The sequence below is a fragment of the Actinophytocola sp. genome, from assembly GCF_036378875.1.
Lineage (GTDB): Bacteria > Actinomycetota > Actinomycetes > Mycobacteriales > Pseudonocardiaceae > Actinophytocola.
Genome location: NZ_DASUVO010000082.1, coordinates 40,757 through 57,514 on the forward strand (window position 1 = coordinate 40,757; position 16,758 = coordinate 57,514).

Here is a 16,758-nt window from a genome sequence, read left to right on the forward strand (position 1 = left end):
TCGTCACGTTGACCGTACGGGAGTCGAAGTCGGATGACGTCGTCGATTCATTCCTCCGTCACGAGGACACCGGCCAGGATCGCGGATGTTGACGCGTCGGACGAGGTGGCTGATGGTGCGTCGCGGTGCTACACCGTCGCGCATCAGTGGGTGATGTCGATCTCGTGGAGGAGGCCGCAGATGACGATCACACCGGATTGTGGCATCGCAGTCTGGACAAGATGCTTCACACAGCGGAAGCGGTGGATGGGAGTAGGGCCAGCACGTAATTGCCGGCCGCAGCCATCCGTTCGCGCAACTGGTGCGTCGCCTGGGCAAGCTGTTGTGATTGGAGCTCACGCAGGGCCGTGGACCACACCCGCACGGACTCCGGTGCGGACTGGGTCATTGTCTCCAGTCTGGCTAGCAGATGATGCGCGCGTCGGACGGGGTCGAGTTGGTAGGTGGTGAGTGCTCCGGTGCCGAGGGGCCTCGGGTGGCGTCCGGCGTGGATCGCGAGTGCTTCGAACACGTCCTCGTCGTTCGGTACCGCTCGGGAGAGGGACACCGCGAGCACGTGGAGCTTTCCGGTGGTGTCGTTCTTCATGGCTGTCACGCAGCGGTCGACGAAACCAGGTCCCAGGATGGCGCACAGTGAGAACACCATCTCCGCGCCTAGTTCACCTCGAAGTGTGCGTTCGGCAAGTGTGTCGATCGCGCGCCTGACCGCAGCGCCTGTGTCGCCGGCGAGCATGCTCGGCATGGTCTCGACCAGGGTCAATGCCCACCGTTGGCGAGGTCCGGTCGTGGTCAGCCAGGAGACCAGGGTGTCGATGGGAAGCTCACCCGGGGTGGTGGAGGCAGCGTCGGCCAGGTCCATCGGTGATGTGACGGTGGCCAACAGCTCCCTGGCCCATGGGAAGATCATCGACCTGGTTTCCATGGTTTCCCTGGCCAGCAGGCGTACCTCCGGAGCGGGGTCGTCGGTGATCAGACCGATGATCAGCTTGTCGATCTCCGGTTCGGCGCGTCGACCGCAGTACGCGCGCAGGCCGTGCAATGCCACCTGCCGGATCCGATGATCGGGGTGGTAAAGATGGCGGTCCGCGAGCAGGAGGTCGCGGGCCAGGTGGTGTTCGGTCCATCCCAGGATCTGCGCCTTGGAGAGACAGGCGGGATCTTCTTCGTAGCGGCCGGCCAACACGGCGACGTCGGTGTCCGTCAGGTGTTGTAGCGGCCTGGCGTCAGCGGCGTGCACCGGTCGATCGTCGACGACGATCCGGAGCCGTATGGCTTGCACGGCTCGGTCGAGGTCTAGCTCCGCGAGCAGGCCAGCGGCACCGTCCGGGTCGGGTTCCTCGAGCACGGCGCGCTCCAGCCGCGCTGCTCCCGGCTCGCCGCACCAGTACATTGCCTGCCACACCTCCCGTCTGGAGTGGCCAGCCGCCGCCATGCGGTCGAGCAGGCGAACGACCCGCTCGGTGTCGACTCCTTCGATGCGCACGAGCGCACGGGCGACGGTCGTGGCGTCGAGTAGCCCCGCGGCGCCCATCCGGATGGTCCTCGCCACTGCCTCGGGCTCGGTCGCGGACTGTGCACCAGTGTCGATGAGCAGTGTTGTGTACCAGCCGAGATCGTCACCGGCGGCCAGCTTCCGCAGTCCTTCGGTGACCTTGCGTTCACGTGTCACCCTGAGCGGCCTCCAGTTCGGCGGCGAAGACGACGGTGGCGGCCCATTCCGGCCGGTTGTGACCGTGTTCGAGCCAGTACTCGACTTCCTGCGCTGGCAGGGTGACGAGGCTGTTGGCCGCGAGATATTCGTGCACGTTCGGGTGCACCCAGGCAATCGGGTTGTCGAAGTAGTTGGCTGGCCGGTTGCCGAGGCGCAGCAGGACGCCGTGCAGGTCCACCAACTCCGCGGTCCTGCTCCAGCCCGGCAACGGAGACAGGCCGGCTTCCTGGAGCTCGCTCTCGCACTCCTTGCTGTCCACCCAATCGCGCCACTCGCCCTCACCGGCGGCCATGTGCCAGGCGAGCTGTTCGAGGGCGTGCCGTATCTGCTGCTGGCGCACGGGATCGTGACGGGTGTTGTGACCGTGCGGACTCTGGTCCCCCTGTTTCCACCACATACCGATGAAGCGACGAATGACCTGCTCGTACAAGCCAACCCTGGTACGACTGGCGGCCTCATCCTGGGCCACCCACGCGCAGAACGCCGCGATGAGAGGCACCTGGACGTGCTCGGCGAGGGGCGAGTCCCGGGACAGCAACGGCTGCAGCCTTGGCTCGGGGACCTCCACACCCAGATGGGTGAACCAGGTCTGCCAGAGTTGTCTGACCTGACCGACGGTGAGCGCAGCCAGTTCGACGTGGTGCACGGGAACTGTCGTCTCCCTCGTTGAGAACGGACACACGTAACCCACCGGCCGGGAAGTGAGGATGACGCGTAGCCCGTCGCCGGCTCGCACTTGCCGCCCCAACCAGGCCAGCCCCGCCTGGACGCTGTCCTTGCTCCTGCTGTCGAACACCTCGTCGTAGGCGTCCACCAGCACAAGCAGTCGCCCGTTTCCGCTAGTCAACCGTCGGATTAGGTGGTCGCGCAACAGTTGGCTGACGACGACGTTCTCGTCACTGACCGTTCGGATGGCGCCGTCCACCAGCTGCTCAGCCCTGGACTGGCGGCCACCCACCGACTCGGCCAGTGCTGAAGCGTGCAGCCACATGGGAAGGTCGACTGCTGTGATGTCCGCGCCGTGGTGCAACGCCGACATCGCCCGGTCGCATAGGACCTGGCCGTGCCGGCGTAGCTGCCAGGTCTTGCCGTAGCCAGCGTCGCCGAGCACCACGATCAGACGTGGCAGCGCCACCGCGTCGTCCCAGTCAGCATCTCCCCGGACCAGGCCGCGGTTCCGTAGATGCAGCTGACCGGCGACGACGTCATACGCGGTCGAGGCACTCACCATGCGCACCGAGCGCCGGCAGAACGTGGCCGCCAGTTCCTCACCGGGATGCCAGCGCAGAGCGCGGCCCAGTGTTGTGCGTAGGGCGCCGAGGTACGCCAACAGTTCGTCGCGGGGGCCGCCGTGGGCGTTTCGGTCTCCCTGCGGGTCGCGCGGCCGCAGGTCTGCCGCCTCCTGGGTGCGGCCCACCCATTCCAGCGCACGGACCGCGGCGTCCCGGATGCCGGAGTGCTTCGGGTACGCCTCGGCGAACTCGATCAGCTCGTCGACGACCTCCGCCGCTCCACCGGCGGGAATCCGCAGGTTGGCGTACTCCGTGTACACGTCCAGCCGTAGCCGCCACAACCCGTTACGCTGCTTGGTGACGATCGGGCCGTGTAGTCCGTCGAAGGGTTCCCCCTGCCTCAATGTCAAGCTTGATCTACGGGGTTGGTCACCAGAAGGCTCGGCCGGGTTCGTCGATGACGTTCAGCAGTGGGGCGGGCGAGGTTTCGGCTGGGATGTCTTGGAGCAGGTGCCAGCGGGTGTTGCGGTCGGGCCAGTAGAGCCACCAGCGGGTGCCGTCGTGGCGCAGTTGGGCGATCGGGCGGCGGGTCCAGTCGGGTCCGAAGTCCTCCCGCCAGGGCGCGCGAACCTCGAGGATCGTCACGTTCGAGCCGCGCACGGTGTGCTCGACGCGAACCTGGTCACGGGCGTGCTCGGGGATGCGCTGTTCGCACCAGCGGGTGATCTGGCGCAGGTGGGTGTCCGGGACGGGCATGCCCGCGATCGTGACAGACCGCGTCGGCAGTCACGCGTCAGGCCGTGGCCCGGCCGACGGCGCGAGGTTGGTGCTCGCCAGCCGGGCGTCGACCGATCAGGCGGCCTGAACTGTGGTGTCCGCCTGCGCGTGGTCGGGCCCGTTCTTGAGCAGAGCGTAGACGCGGCGGGCGAGGTGGCGTTTGAGCGCGCGGATCGCTTCGGTGTTGCTGTTTCCCTTGGCGCGTCGGTTGTCCAGGTAGGTTCGGGCGGGTTCGTGCATGCGTTTCTGGGTGATCGCGATGCGGTGGATCGCGGCATTGAGCCGCCGGTTACCGCCCCGGTTGAGCCGAACCCGATGCGTGTTTCCGGAGGAGGCGGGGATGGGTGCGGTGCCGGTGTGCATCGCGTAGGCCGCGGCCGAGGTGAACCGGCGCACGTCGCCGGTCTCGGCCAGGATCCGGGCGGCCGACAGCGGCCCGCAACCCTCCAACGCCAGCAACTGCGGGACATGGATCACGACCAGAGCTGCGATCTCGCGCTCCAACTGCGCGGCGCGTTGGGCCAGTTCTTGGATGCGGCCGATCAGCTCGACGCAGATCGCCACCGCGACGCTGCCGGCCTGGCGGGCGAGGAACTCCTGGACACTCTTGTTCCACTTCGGACGGTGCAGTTTGTGTTTGGGGATGGTGGCGGCAAAGTCCGGGTCGATGTCATGCAGGTGCCAGCGCAGCCGGCTGCACATCCGCACCATCTCACCGACCAGGTCCTCGCGGTGGTCGAGCAGCATCTTCACGTTCCGGGCCTCGGTGTCCGGTACCGCGGCCGGGAGGTCCTCGGCCAGGGCGGCGCGGGCGCAGGCGAGCGCGTCGATCGGGTCGGACTTGCCCGACGCGCGAACCTTCTTGCGGTAATCCGAGCTCATCTGGGTCGGTACCCACACCACAGACTCGCCGGCGGCGAGCAGGCATCGTACGAAGCCGCCGGCGACGTGGCGCACGTCTTCCACCGCCCACAGGCGTTGCTCGAACTGCGCGGTCCACGCGAGCAGTGTCTTGTATCCGCGTGGTCGTGCTGGGGCGTCGCGCAGCGCGAGCTGGCGGCCGTTGCCGTCCACAGCGACGGCGACGAGGACGTCTTTGTGGGGGTCGACCCCGATGATGACCATGCGGCAGTTCTCCAGTGTGGTGTTCAACAACGGCAGGGTGGCCTGGCCGGTGGACATGCCTCAATCAGGGGGCGAGCCCACGCTCCAATCAAGTCACACCGGTCGGCCGGACACGGCGGTGGGCGACATGACAAGACCTCGTCAACCTCGCGGCGACAGCACGGAAATGAGTCAACCCACCGCCGCGCGGTAGCACACCACAACGGCCGCGAGCTGACCACCGAATTGATCATCGTCAGGCGACAGCACGGGAACGAGTCAGCCCACCGCCGATCCGTCCACCGCCACCAGGGCGGCACAACGATCTTGACATTGGAGCGACATAGCTCCAGGGCTTGGCGAAGCAGCTTCTCCGCATCGGGACGGCTCTCCTGTGCCGCCGAAAGCGCGTGACTGGCCAGGTCGGTGAACCTGTGCAGGTCAATCCGGCCCCGCTCGGCACGCAAGCAATAGCCGCTGCTGTCTGCCCGGGGGATCTCCAGTCCTGGTGCTCGCCGCAGGACGTCCCGCAACCGCGAGATCCTGCTGTCCACCGTCTTCGGCTCAGGTCTCGTGGCCCAGACCTCATTCACCAGGTCGGCCCGCCGCACTGGTGTGCCCAGTCGGATCGCGAGCACGGCCAACACGTGGCTCGACTGAGGTCCTTCCAGCTTCAGCGCGATGTCGTCGACGAAGACCGTCACCGGGCCGAACACCGAGATCCGATACGTCACGCTCACCACCAGGGAGGCCTCGACGGACCCGCGCGGCGGTACCCGACACCCACGCGCACGGACAACCATTGGTGCGACGGGAACACAATCTCATGCGGGCCGCTTCCAGGGGACGAGGGGCCGATGATCGCTCAACACGGTGAGCCGCACCCACCGAGCGGTTCCCGGATGGTGAATCGGATCGACAACGGTATTTTCGGGCCGGCGGTGCAGGCCCAAACGATCAACGGCGACCTGCACCTCGTCGGCCCTTCCAGCGTGCAACCAGCTCCGGTGCGCCAGATGCCCGCAGTGCCCGCCCACTTCACCGGACGAGAGGCCGAACTCGCTCATCTCTCCGCGTCCGGACGACGGGCCACGGGTTCCACCCGCATGGTGCTCATCACCGGAGCGGCCGGGGTCGGCAAGACGGCGCTCGCGCTCGCCTGGCTGCAGGGCGTGCGGGACCAGTATCCGCACGGACAACTGTTCGCCGACCTCCAGGGCCACGCACCCGATGGACCGGCGGAGCCCCAGCAGATCCTCGGCCTTTTCCTGCGTGCCCTCGGTGTGCTGCCCGCAGCGCTGCCGGAAACGGTGGCAGGGCGCTCCGCCCTCTTCCGCTCGCTGACCGCCGATCGCCGCTTCGTCGTCCTGTTGGACAACGCGGCGTCGATGGTCGACGTGCTGCCGTTCGTCCCCGGGCCGCCGCACTCGACGCTCGTCGTCACCAGCAGGAGGAGGATGCCCGGCCTGGTGGCCGTGGGGGCGGAAACACTGGCGCTGTCCCCGCTGCCTGAGGACGCGGCACTGGCCCTGATGACACGAATCGCCGGCGTGGGCCGTGTGCTGAGTGAGGAGCAGGCCGCAGCGACCCTGGTCGACATCTGTGGCGGGCTGCCGCTGGCGATCTGCCTGGCCGCGGCACAACTGGTGGTCCGGCCACGGCGAGGCATCGGGGAACTGGTCGGGGACATGCGACTCGACGGTCGCCCGCTCGACGTCCTGAGCACGGACGGCATCATGTCCGTACGCACAGCACTGAGCCTGTCCTACCGATGTCTGCCCATCACCACAGCGCGTACCTTCCGCCTTCTGGGCTCGCATCCTGGACCGGACTTCAGCACGCCGGTGGCGGCCGCCGCGGCGGGGATCTCCCTCGCTGCCGCGGATCAGATGCTCGACCAACTCGCCGACCTGCACCTCGTTGAGGAGCTACCGGCCAAGCGATACCGCTTCCATGATCTCGTGCGTGACTACGCCCGAGAACTGGCCGGGTCGTTGGACGACGAACGTACCCGCGCCGACGCGCGACGGCGGACGTGTGAGTGGTACCTCGCTGCGGCGCGAGCGGCCGACAAGGTCGTGATGCCCACCCGCCGCCGGCTCGTCCAGCCGGTGCTCGACGAGTCCACAGTCCCGGTGTTCGACGCCGCTGAGCAGGCGCTGGACTGGACGGAAACCCACTTGACGCACCTCCTGGACCTCGTGCGGGGCAACACGCACATGGAACACGACACACACATCTACGCCATGGCCGACGCGATGTGGAGCCTTTTCCTGCACCGCAAGCACTACCCCGAGTGGTTGCAGACCCATGACAACGCGTTGCGCGCGGCACGTGCGGACGGCAACGTCGTCGCCCAGACCCTGCTGCTCAACCACCTCGGCCTCGGCCTGCTCGATCTGCGCCGGTTCGACGAGGCAAAGGACTGCTTCGAACAGGCACTGGACCTCCACCACGAGGCCGGCGACAGACCCGGCCAGGCGTCGGCGCTCAACAACCTGGGCCTGCTCCATGACGGGCTGGGGCGCTTCGCAGAAGCCGAGGACTACTTCCTGCGCGCGCTGGCGATGCAGATCGAGCTGGGTGAGCGTCGAGGAGCGGCACTCACTCGCGTCAACCTGGCACGGACCCGCACCGCGCTGGGCAGCGCCGGGGACGCCATGTCGCACCTCCAACTCGCCCACGACACGTTCCAGGATCTCGCCGACCGGTACAACGCCGCCAGGACCACGGTCGAGATGGCCGTCCTGGAGTTGATGAGGGACGCCAGCAGCACGGCGGAGCGGCTGCTGTACGAGGCGATGCGCACAATGACCACGCTGCGCGCCGACCACGAGCTCGCGCGCATCCGGGATCTGCTGGCACAGTCGGCATGCTCACGGGGTGACGAAGTCGCCGAACATGAGCACCAACGAGCTGCGCGGTGGCATCGCAACAGGTCGGCGCGCCGCTCGTGAGCAGGCCCACGAAGCTCAGCCCGTGATCAGACGGGGCACCTCGAGCGGCGGTAGGCACGCGGACACCGTCGGCTCGCGAACCTTGAGCACGTCGTGCACCAGACGCCGGACGTTGGCGGCGAAGGCACCCGGTTCGGAGCTCAGTCGCTCACCCGCGTGCGCGTAGAGGCGGCGTACATCTGGATGCGCCACCTCGATCAGCCGCGCTTCGATCTGGTCCATGCGTGACAACGACGGAACAAGCCGCCCAAGTTCACTCCGCGCCGAGCCGGGGTAGACCGACGGGTGGTGGAACGCCGCGGTCAACAGTGCGGCTGAACTGCGCGTCGCGTAGTGGAAGACCGAACCGTGATCGCCGAGGACCCAGTCCGCGGCGATCACGGGCACAGGCCAGTCGTCGTCGGGACGCACGACCCGCAGACCTCGCCGCAGGCTGGGTCGCAGGGCGTTCAGAAGGTCCTCGCCAAAGGCGTACCACAGATGCGGGTGAAGGATCGCGATGACCTGGTAGCGGTGCTGGGGAAGCTCGGTGACAAGACGGTGGAGAAGCTCTGGCCAGTCCCGCCACAGGCAGTGCCTACCGGCGGTCGAGGTCACCGTGACGAGGCGTTGGCCGCAACCGATGTCCAGGTCCGCGCGGAAACTCTCCCGCATGTCCAGGTGCCCGTCGAACTGGTCCACCATCGGATCGCCGAGGGTCCATGCGATCGAGCGCAGTTCTGGGTCGAGGGCGTCCACCTCGTCGCGGTGGGCCTGCACCAGGTAGCGGGCCACGGTACGGCCCTGGTGGACGCCGAAGTCCACGCCGGTGCCGTAGCGCGTCCTCGGCATCAGGACGCCGGCGCCGGCCGAGAGCGGCGTCCACTTCTCGCGTAGTGCACCGTGCGCTATCTGGATCACCGGCATCCTCAGCAGCTCCAGCCCGTCCCTGGCCGCCGCCAGCGCGATGCCATACCGGCGTTGGTCGCCCTTGACCAGGTCTTCCCATGACACGACGACGACACCGCGATCGGCGAGGAACCGGAGCACCGGAGCGTTGTACCGGTCGGGTGCGACGACGAAGTCCCACACGACACCGGAGTTGGCCTGCGCGAGCATGCAGTAGATCGGCCACAGCCGCGTGGCGCTGGGAATCGTGTGTACGACCACGAGGCCGGCGCGGATGCCCTTGAGCTCCGGCACCTCCCAGTCTCGACCGTCGCGCGTCACGCTAGTTCCCTCGGCGCCAGGCGGAGCTGGTTGCCCCGCGTTCGGTAACCGAGATTGCCGCCACGACGTTGCGCGTGGGGTTGCACCAGACCTTGCAGGTGTGGTGCGGACCTTGCTGATCGCGCGATGCCATGGCACCCAGACTTGGGACGCCGCAGCAAGGCGAGAAGGTCGCTGCACCATGCCGTGCGACTGCACCTCTGACACGCACGCTGACCAGCGAGAACTCAGGGCCCGCAACGAACGGCGCGCACCATCGTGCACCATGTCGGCACCCCATCGTCGTGTGAAGGCAGTCATGTCGAACACTCATCCCCGCACGGCCAGGAGTCCGCGGATGCTCGCCGGTATCCGAACGGTTGCCGACGCGGTACACGACCGCAAGAACGGGAATGGCCGCAGTGCCGGTGGCGCAGGCGGCGACGATCTCCCGTCGTACCCAGTCCTCTGGTTGGTCGATCTGGCGGATGCCGTCGGCACCCGTTTGGAGCCACCGATCGCCGATCATCACGAGGAGCACGGCTGCGGCGCAGACGGCGTGGAGGAGAGTTTGGTCGAACGGGATGCCGTGCGGGATCGATCGCCAGTCCAAGAACACGGCGTCGTCGCCGAGGTGGGTCGACAGGCCTGGTCGAGGGCCACGGCCGCCCAGGGCTCGTCGCCGCCCCGGTAGTTGATGAAGATGTGTGGCGTTGGATGACGCATGGGGCGACTGTGGACCGATACCAATTCTGTCCACCAACGTAACAAGCTCACCCTGGAGGAACCGTGCCCAGTGCCCGAGACCTGCTCCGCGGTCGGCCGCGCAAGGAGTTACCGCTTCACCTGGTCGTCAACCGCGAGCTCACTGCGGCGATGCGGCAGCTCCGGGTCGCCGCGGGCGACGACACCGCGCACACGATCGAGCTACTGAACATGGCGATCACGGATCTCTACCCGCAGGCACGGCCCGGCAGGACCGAATACGGGCGTACATCCGAGCCGCATCTAGTCGACAAGCGGTACGTGCTGGCCCTTGAACGAGGACACCACTCGCAACTCCCCCCACCACGGTGGCTTGCCAACCGGGCCGTCGGCGACAAGACCCTGACCTACGGCAGCCGGGTACCCGCATGGCTGGCCCGCGCCTACGACCACGCCTTCGGCGCCGACGGCTACCTCGTCGACATGTTCGTCTGGGCTACCGCCGCACTCGCCGACCACGATCACGACCTACCCCGCCTGACGAGGAACCTGCCTGAGCACATCCCGGTCGGCCAAGAGTATGAATACCTCGCCGAACCGCTGGTCAGCGCCGGCGACGAGCTCGAGCCACACATCCACGCCCTCCTGCTGGAGGAAGCCGAGCGAGTTCGACCACGGCTTACCACGCCCCCAGTCGAGGCGAGGGACTGGGAACCGTCGGCCGAAGACGCATCCGGCAACCTGGGAGAGGCGGAAGAAGAGATGCCTGAGGGAATCGTGCTCGCCGGAGGGAGCCAGTTCGTCGCACACTGGGTGATCCACAACATCGGGCGCGTACCGTGGCGCGACCGGTGGCTCTTCCGCGTGGGGCAGGGGCCGGCGGAAGCGAGCCTGGCCAGCCCACATCTGATCACGATCCCCGACACAGACCCCGGGGGAAGCGCCGAGCTCCGCTTGCCCATCCGAGCACCGAGGCGTCCCGGCACATACCGGGCGTGCGTGAAAATGGGCTGGCCGAACGGCGTGTACTGCTTTCCCAGCACACTGCTCGGCCTGATCGTCACGGTCATCGTGCCACCGGACGACCTCACGTCCCCGGCTGTCGACTGGCCGGTCCGATGAGCGATCGGATGGACCGGGCACGTGACGCGTTGCGGCGTGTGCGCGGCGACCTGTCGTTGCAGGCGTTCGTCGACCTGCTCCACGAACACGGCTACCCGGGCAAACTCAGCCGGCAACGCCTCGGGCGCATCGAGCAGGGCACGGCTCGCCTGACACCCGCGACCTGGAACGCGATCGCCGACGCGCTGGTGCGAGCTGGGTACGCCACGGAGGAGGTCGTCGAGCTCAGGCCCGACGAGTTCATCATCGAGCCGTTGCCGCCCGTCACACCGCAGGTGCGCCGACAGCAGTGGACGCGTGTCGTCAACCAGATCTCCCGCACGCGATGGTGGCTGAACCCGACCGCCCTGCTGGATCGAGTCGTCGGCCGCGGATGGCGGCACAACTACGGCAAGCTGTTCGACGAACACGGCATCAACCGGGAGAAGTACCGCGAGCAGACGAAACAGCGACTGCTCGACACGACCGAGGTGACCGTGCCACAAGGAAACGACGCGATCCAGGTCGACTCGACCTCGATTCTCGACGTGCACGTCGACAAAGTGGCGCTCTTCGTGCTGACTGCCCGCCTCCACAACGCCGGCGACGTCCCGTGGCGCAATCGCCTGCTCTACCGGCTCGGGCCGCCGGTCAGCTCCAGTCTCCCGTTCACCCCGGCCGTGCTGCCAGTGCCCGACACCCCTCCAGGTGGCGAATGCGAGGTGTTCATCCCCGGCCGCGCGCAGTGGTTCCCGAACCTCGCCACCGTCAGCTACGTGATGGTCTTCGGCGACTGCACACCGTGCCTGCCAGGCAGACTCCGATGCAGCGTCGATACGAGGGCGACCGGCGAGTTCGACCGCACCTTGCCACTGCCCCCGAAGATCGATTGACCTCTCGCGAACACGCCCGTCTCGCGTGTAGCTCAACCGCTGTGGCCGTCCGCTGCTCGGCAGGAGAGGACGTTTCGCTGGGCGAACGATCTCGCCGCGATGATTACGTAAGGTGAACGGCCGCTGCCGCGCCAACCGCAAGGTGGGCCAGTTCAAGCCGCCCTGGTGGAGCCAAATCGAACCGCCCGAGCCACCAGCCGCCATCGTGGCGGTTGGTCATCCCCGTCACCGTCAGAGAGAGTGGCCGATGGCAACGACGGATCCGAAGTGCACCCGACGCACCAAGCACGGGTATCGCTGCCGACCTCATTCAGCGGACTGGGGCTGGCCGGATCCAGATGATCCTGTGCCGAACCCCGTGGCCTGCTGGACACCTGACCACGGAAGAACGCGCCATCGCCGAGCAGAATCGTGCCCGAGGGCGAGCCGCATGGGGGCGGCACTACGAGTCTGGTAACGGGGGCGCCTCGACCGCCAGCGACACCGATCACGGCAGCCGCCGCTCTCCTTGCCGAGCAAGGTCTCGACGAGGACCCCAACCCGGCCCTGTGGAACCGTTTGCGCGGCACACGAGGGCTGCTCTGAACCCAAGCTTGCCCACCAGCTTGCCGGGGAGGCCCAACGCCATCCTGGTGAGGTCAATGCCGAGGGGAACCAGATGATGGGTGTCCGCCGCCGCGATGAGGCCACGGTAGAACAGCTACGCAGCGGACTGGACTACGCCCAAGTCCAACTGGACAGCCTCGGCGCTACCGCCATGCACGATGCGAGTCAAGCCGGAATGTCGGGCGCGGCCAGTCGACGGGCTGAGATCACCGCTCAACTTCTTGCCATTGCGGCGAAGCAGGCGACACTCGCCGCAGACGCCCCGGTGCTGCTCCGAGAATTGGAAGATCTCCTCGACGACGGAGTGTCCACACCAGCCCCACCGTTCTGACGCGCCAGCATGTGTCAATCACGACCGACGGCACATAGCACGAGGTCACCGTGGCCACGGTCCGGTCTACCCGGTCATGGTCACCGGGCTCGTGGGTCATCGCGCGGACCCACTGGTGGGCGGTGTCCCACGTGCCGGTGCCGGCGTGGGCATTCTCCAGGTGCAACAGGGCAATGCCCTGGTTGGACCTGCGGCATCCGGGTTGTCGGTGTTCCTCGTTACGGTCGTCACCGAATGTAGGTGACCAGGCCGGGAGAGTACTGAACGATGCAAGCGGACTACGTGTATGTGATCGGTGGCGAGGAGGGCCCTCGGGTGAAGATCGGGCACTCGAAGTCGCCGAGCATCGCCTGGCGGAGTCCAGGACCGGCTCTCTGCACCGCGTGCGGGTGCTGTGGCGGCACGGAGGAGGCCTGCTGCTTGAGCGTGCGCTGCACAAGCGGTTCGAGCCTCAGCAGAGCGAGGGCGAATGGTTCGAGTTCGGCGATGTCGATGCCGTCGCTGCCGTGTCTGCGGCGACCGCCGAACTCTGGGAGAACGGCGCGGTTGACGGCAAGAAACGCCCGAAGCGGTTTCCGACGATCATCAGCCTCAACGGCCTCCTGATCGCCTACATGGTCCCGGGAGTCAGGACAGCCAACCCGCTTGGGACGGGTCGCCTCGATACCTACCGGGACTCGTCGCAGGCTTCGCGTGGTGCGCGGCCGTCGACGACGCGGGCCAGAGGTGCCGCAACACGGTTGGAGGGTATGGCTACAAGGGCATCGGCGAGCGCGTGCCGTATCCCAAGCGCGAGGCGATCGAGTTCCAGGGCGGTTGGATCGTGGGCACCCGGCTGCCTCTCGATGCGGTCGAGCTTGACCGCTGGCTTCGGCAGCGGTGTCGTGCGCATGTGAGCCCTCTCCATCACATGTGGTGTCTGCCGGAATGGGAACCGCTGGACGTGGCTAGGCACCGACCCAACGTGTTCGAGGAGAAGCCCGACTGGCTGGAGCGTTAGGCACGACGGTGCGCGGACGGCGAGCTGAGTAGACCGTCGGGCACGGCGCCTACTCGGAGTTGGGTCCGAACCGCAGAAGCGGGACGTCGTAGAGGTCGGGTTGGCGGACGCGGTGCATTTGTGGTGCAGCGACTTCGATGACGAGCATTTCGGTGAGGAACTGGACTTCGGCGCCGAGTAGGTGGCTGGTGTGGCCGGTGGCGCTGTGTTCCTTGAGGCCGACCGCGACGTGGATGTGTGGCGCGACCCGGTCATTGGTCTCGTCGTAGGCGAGGGTGCCGCCGCCGAGGGCTTCGACGTTGGTCAGGTGGACCTTGGTCCACACGGGCGCGTTGGGGTCGTCGAGCTTGTCGCAGGTGCCGACGATCTGGACCTGGCGGAAGCCGGCGATGAAGCCGGGAATGTAGCCCTGGCGTACCCCGTTGTCGCGGCAGAAGTCGGCCAGGGCGGTGAAGAAGTCGTCGCCGTGGTCGAAGACGACGGCGAAGCTGCGGCCGAGGGTCAGTTCGTGGCTACGCACGGGTGGCTCCCTGCACGGTCTGCATGACGGTGTCGGCGTGGTCTGTTTGTTGGTCGGGGCGCGTGTAGCCGCCGGCCTGGGCGAACGCGGCGCGGATGTCGGCCTGGTCGTGCCCGCCGGAGAGCAGGTGGTGCAGCAGGATGCGGGCCTTGAGCGGGTCGAGGAAGCCCGCGGAGATCAGGCCGCGGCCCAGCAGGTCGGATTCGGATCCGGGGAAGGCGTAGGTGTGGGCGAGCACCGAGCCTGCACCTGTGCGGGAGGCCAGCACCACGGGCATCGCCGCGGCCAGCTCGGTGAGGGTGTCTACGACGCGGTGGGGGACGTGGCCGACGCCGAACGCGGCCACGACCAGTCCGTCGCACTGGTCAGCGGCGGCGCGCAGGAGAGTTCCGGTGTCGCCGAGCACCATCGTGACCAGGGCGACCTCGACCGGACGGGGTTCGGCAGCCGTGGTGATGGTGGTGCGGCCAGTCGGGTGGTTGAGGACGCGGGCGTGGCCCTCCACGACGTAACCCAGCGGGCCGCCGTTGGCGGAGACGAAGGTGTAGCCGCTGGTGGAATGGGTTTTGCGGACGCGGGCGGCGGCGTGGATCTCGTCGGCGAACACCACCACCGCGCCGAGCTCTCGAGTGTCCGGGCTGGCGGCGGTCTGGACCGCGGCCAGCAGGTTGCCCGGCCCGTCGGCACCGGCCAGCGTCGGGTTGCGCATCGCCCCGGTGACCACGACCGGCTCAGGCCGGTGGTGGGTGAGATCGAGCAGATAGGCGGTCTCTTCGATGGTGTCGGTGCCCTGGGTGATGACCACGCCGTCCGCGCCGGCCACCAGCCGCGCCTGTATCGCGGCGGCCAGCGCAGCCAGGTCGTCGAAGGCCAACGATGCGCCGGGCACGCGGCGGAAGTCCTCCACCTCAACGGTGATGCCTGTGTCGGCCAGGCCGGGCACGGCGTCGACGAGTTGGTCGGCTGACAGCGCGGGCACCACGCCGCCGCCTGCGGTGGAGGTCATGGCGATCGTGCCGCCCAGGCCGAAGACGACCACGCGGCGTGCCGGTGTGCTGGAGGGTTCGGGCACGGCTGTCCTTCGTCGTCGAGGCTGGGATGATCCGGCAGCCTAGTGGGCCGTGTGCGCCGCTTGAGCGAGGAACAGGCAGGCTCGGTCGACACCGTCGGTGGACAGCAGTCGGCTGCGGGGCTGGGCGATTCCGCTGCTGCCGTATTCGCCGAGTTCGGCGCAGCGGCGGACCAGCCAGGTCCAGTCGAGGTCGAGGTAGTCAGCCAGCGCCCGCAGCCGCTCGCCCGGCGTGTCGGCGGCGGCGATCGAGTGTGCACGGGCGTAGCCGGTGGCGTCGGCGAACTCGCGCAGCAGCAGCGCGGTGTCAGTGACGTCGACCTGCCAGATGCCGTCGGTGCCGACCCAGTTCGCCACGATCGCGTGCCGGTGGCCGTCGAAGACGAAGCCGGGAACGGCGGCGTATTCGGGCTCTGCGGTGACGTCGACGGTGATGCCGAAGGACTCCATCAGCGCCATCGCGAGGAGCAGCAGGACCCGCTCGGGACGGCTGGAGTCGGTCACGGCCGAGTGCGGGACGCAGAACGCTCGGCTGGGCGCGTCGTCGAGGCCAGCGCCTGTACCGCCGGATTGACGCAGGTAGGCGTACTTGTGCGCGAACAGTAGCCAGGTGCTGGCTTCCTCGCCGCGCTGCTCACGGGTCCAGAACGCGGGGACGTCAGTGAGTGTGTCGGTATGCCGGAGGATGTGGCTGGCGCAGAACTGCGAGCCCAGCCACATCCGCGACACCGGCGCGAGGTCGGTAGCGATCTCCCGTCCGGCCGCGGAACGGGGCAAATGCTCGTAGACGGCCATTTGCCCCCTGCTGTCGTCCAGGGACGCGTCGTCGTCCAGCAGTGCCTCGTCGAGGTTGGCCACCGCCCACAGGATGCCGAGAGTCAGGTCGTCGAGTGCGTAGGCGCGCGACATCAGCAGCCGTGCCTGACCGGGCGCGCCGGCCAGGCGGCGGCGAGCCTGCCGGTTATCCAGCCCGAACAGGCCGGGACCGCGCTTGTCCCCCTGGGTAACGCCGACGACCAGCCCACGCCGGGGACGTCGCAGGAACGGGTCGTCGGCGAACCCGGTCGGCACGGCGGCAAGGATGCGGCCATCGTCGCTGGCCGGGTACGCCCTGGCCGGGATCGCGGTGCCCGCGAAGAATCGGCCTGCCGGTGCCTGCACGGCGACCTCGTTGTCGGCGCTGCGCCCGGTGTCCAGGGCGAGTCCGGGAACGCCGGCGGGCGGGGCGGGGACCGGGATCGGCATCCCCACCTCCAGGACACTGGTGCGGGACCGGCGCCGTGCTTGGCGGGCGGCGTCGGCTTTCTCCCGCAGACCGAGCAGCGCACCGTCGGCGGCCAGAGCATGGTCGAGAGCGCGGACCAGGTCGGCCGAGGGCAGGCCCTTGCGGGGCCGCTCAGCCAGCGACACGTACTGCCGGGAGTACCCGATCTTCGCGCCGAGCTGGGCATGGCTGAGGTCGGCGGCGAGACGGCGACGCCGGATCTCCTCAGCGAGCTGGGCCGCGGCGGGCTCGACGTCCTCGCCGCCAGCCGGGTCCTCGGCCGTGTCGTCGGTCATCACG

15 protein-coding genes are annotated in these 16,758 nt (G+C 68.0%); 5 read left to right on the top strand and 10 right to left on the bottom strand.

Going from position 1 to position 16,758, the window contains the following annotated elements; translation table 11 throughout:
- Window positions 1-226 precede the first annotated feature (226 nt).
- The 5 genes from VF106_RS24005 to VF106_RS50955 all read right to left on the bottom strand — a co-directional run bounded on the left by VF106_RS24005 (window position 227) and on the right by VF106_RS50955 (window position 5,627).
- The gene (locus tag VF106_RS24005; RefSeq protein ID WP_330842065.1) at window positions 227-1,669 is read right to left on the bottom strand and encodes a hypothetical protein; all 1,443 of its coding nucleotides are present in this window, start codon (window positions 1,667-1,669) and stop codon (window positions 227-229) included.
- The gene (locus VF106_RS24010; RefSeq protein ID WP_330842066.1) at window positions 1,659-3,353 is read right to left on the bottom strand and encodes an NACHT domain-containing protein; all 1,695 of its coding nucleotides are present in this window, start codon (window positions 3,351-3,353) and stop codon (window positions 1,659-1,661) included. The genes VF106_RS24005 and VF106_RS24010 overlap by 11 nt, the downstream gene beginning before the upstream one ends.
- A gap of 19 nt (window positions 3,354-3,372) precedes the next feature.
- The gene (locus tag VF106_RS24015) at window positions 3,373-3,699 is read right to left on the bottom strand and encodes a DUF3024 domain-containing protein (protein ID WP_330842067.1); all 327 of its coding nucleotides are present in this window, start codon (window positions 3,697-3,699) and stop codon (window positions 3,373-3,375) included.
- A gap of 96 nt (window positions 3,700-3,795) precedes the next feature.
- Window positions 3,796-4,902 carry an IS110 family RNA-guided transposase gene (locus tag VF106_RS24020; RefSeq protein ID WP_330842068.1) on the bottom strand — a complete coding sequence of 369 codons (1,107 nt, stop codon included), beginning with the start codon at window positions 4,900-4,902 and terminating at the stop codon, window positions 3,796-3,798.
- Window positions 4,869-5,627, bottom strand: coding sequence for an AfsR/SARP family transcriptional regulator (locus VF106_RS50955; RefSeq protein WP_414639051.1), 759 nt, complete (start codon window positions 5,625-5,627; stop codon window positions 4,869-4,871). The genes VF106_RS24020 and VF106_RS50955 overlap by 34 nt, the downstream gene beginning before the upstream one ends.
- Before the next feature lie 99 nt (window positions 5,628-5,726).
- Between VF106_RS50955 and VF106_RS24025 the strand changes: the two genes are divergently transcribed.
- Window positions 5,727-7,781 (top strand): tetratricopeptide repeat protein, encoded by a 2,055-nt coding sequence (locus VF106_RS24025; RefSeq protein WP_330842069.1) that lies wholly within the window; start codon window positions 5,727-5,729, stop codon window positions 7,779-7,781.
- 15 nt (window positions 7,782-7,796) lie between these two features.
- Here VF106_RS24025 and VF106_RS24030 read toward each other — a convergent pair whose 3' ends face one another.
- On the bottom strand, window positions 7,797-8,990 hold the full coding sequence (locus VF106_RS24030; RefSeq protein ID WP_330842070.1) for a hypothetical protein: 1,194 nt from the start codon (window positions 8,988-8,990) through the stop codon (window positions 7,797-7,799).
- Window positions 8,991-9,327: 337 nt separating this feature from the next.
- Between VF106_RS24030 and VF106_RS24035 the strand changes: the two genes are divergently transcribed.
- The 4 genes from VF106_RS24035 to VF106_RS24050 all read left to right on the top strand — a co-directional run bounded on the left by VF106_RS24035 (window position 9,328) and on the right by VF106_RS24050 (window position 12,605).
- The gene (locus VF106_RS24035) at window positions 9,328-9,663 is read left to right on the top strand and encodes a magnesium transporter CorA family protein (RefSeq protein WP_330842071.1); all 336 of its coding nucleotides are present in this window, start codon (window positions 9,328-9,330) and stop codon (window positions 9,661-9,663) included.
- 95 nt (window positions 9,664-9,758) lie between these two features.
- The gene (locus tag VF106_RS24040; protein ID WP_330842072.1) at window positions 9,759-10,796 is read left to right on the top strand and encodes an NBR1-Ig-like domain-containing protein; all 1,038 of its coding nucleotides are present in this window, start codon (window positions 9,759-9,761) and stop codon (window positions 10,794-10,796) included.
- Between the two features lie 8 nt (window positions 10,797-10,804).
- Window positions 10,805-11,668 (top strand): hypothetical protein, encoded by an 864-nt coding sequence (locus tag VF106_RS24045; RefSeq protein ID WP_330842073.1) that lies wholly within the window; start codon window positions 10,805-10,807, stop codon window positions 11,666-11,668.
- A gap of 658 nt (window positions 11,669-12,326) precedes the next feature.
- A complete protein-coding gene (locus tag VF106_RS24050; protein WP_330842074.1) occupies window positions 12,327-12,605 on the top strand; it encodes a hypothetical protein in 279 nt (92 codons plus the stop codon).
- Window positions 12,606-13,272: 667 nt separating this feature from the next.
- Here VF106_RS24050 and VF106_RS24055 read toward each other — a convergent pair.
- The 4 genes from VF106_RS24055 to VF106_RS24070 all read right to left on the bottom strand — a co-directional run bounded on the left by VF106_RS24055 (window position 13,273) and on the right by VF106_RS24070 (window position 16,754).
- Window positions 13,273-13,497, bottom strand: coding sequence for a hypothetical protein (locus VF106_RS24055; protein WP_330842075.1), 225 nt, complete (start codon window positions 13,495-13,497; stop codon window positions 13,273-13,275).
- Between the two features lie 157 nt (window positions 13,498-13,654).
- The gene (locus VF106_RS24060) at window positions 13,655-14,125 is read right to left on the bottom strand and encodes a PPC domain-containing DNA-binding protein (RefSeq protein ID WP_330842076.1); all 471 of its coding nucleotides are present in this window, start codon (window positions 14,123-14,125) and stop codon (window positions 13,655-13,657) included.
- The gene (locus VF106_RS24065) at window positions 14,118-15,197 is read right to left on the bottom strand and encodes an asparaginase (RefSeq protein ID WP_330842077.1); all 1,080 of its coding nucleotides are present in this window, start codon (window positions 15,195-15,197) and stop codon (window positions 14,118-14,120) included. Before VF106_RS24065 ends, VF106_RS24060 begins: the two co-directional genes overlap by 8 nt.
- 39 nt (window positions 15,198-15,236) lie before the next feature.
- A complete protein-coding gene (locus VF106_RS24070) occupies window positions 15,237-16,754 on the bottom strand; it encodes a helix-turn-helix domain-containing protein (protein WP_330842078.1) in 1,518 nt (505 codons plus the stop codon).
- Window positions 16,755-16,758 lie beyond the last annotated feature (4 nt).

Coding starts and splice junctions, on each gene's coding strand:
- VF106_RS24055 (WP_330842075.1), bottom strand. CDS start 13,497: ATGCGCACGACACCGCTGCCGAAGCCAGCGGTCAAGCTCGACCGCATC.
- VF106_RS24050 (WP_330842074.1), top strand. CDS start 12,327: ATGATGGGTGTCCGCCGCCGCGATGAGGCCACGGTAGAACAGCTACGC.
- VF106_RS24015 (WP_330842067.1), bottom strand. CDS start 3,699: ATGCCCGTCCCGGACACCCACCTGCGCCAGATCACCCGCTGGTGCGAA.
- VF106_RS24070 (WP_330842078.1), bottom strand. CDS start 16,754: ATGACCGACGACACGGCCGAGGACCCGGCTGGCGGCGAGGACGTCGAG.
- VF106_RS24045 (WP_330842073.1), top strand. CDS start 10,805: ATGGACCGGGCACGTGACGCGTTGCGGCGTGTGCGCGGCGACCTGTCG.
- VF106_RS24020 (WP_330842068.1), bottom strand. CDS start 4,902: ATGTCCACCGGCCAGGCCACCCTGCCGTTGTTGAACACCACACTGGAG.
- VF106_RS24025 (WP_330842069.1), top strand. CDS start 5,727: ATGGTGAATCGGATCGACAACGGTATTTTCGGGCCGGCGGTGCAGGCC.
- VF106_RS50955 (WP_414639051.1), bottom strand. CDS start 5,627: ATGGTTGTCCGTGCGCGTGGGTGTCGGGTACCGCCGCGCGGGTCCGTC.
- VF106_RS24035 (WP_330842071.1), top strand. CDS start 9,328: ATGCTCGCCGGTATCCGAACGGTTGCCGACGCGGTACACGACCGCAAG.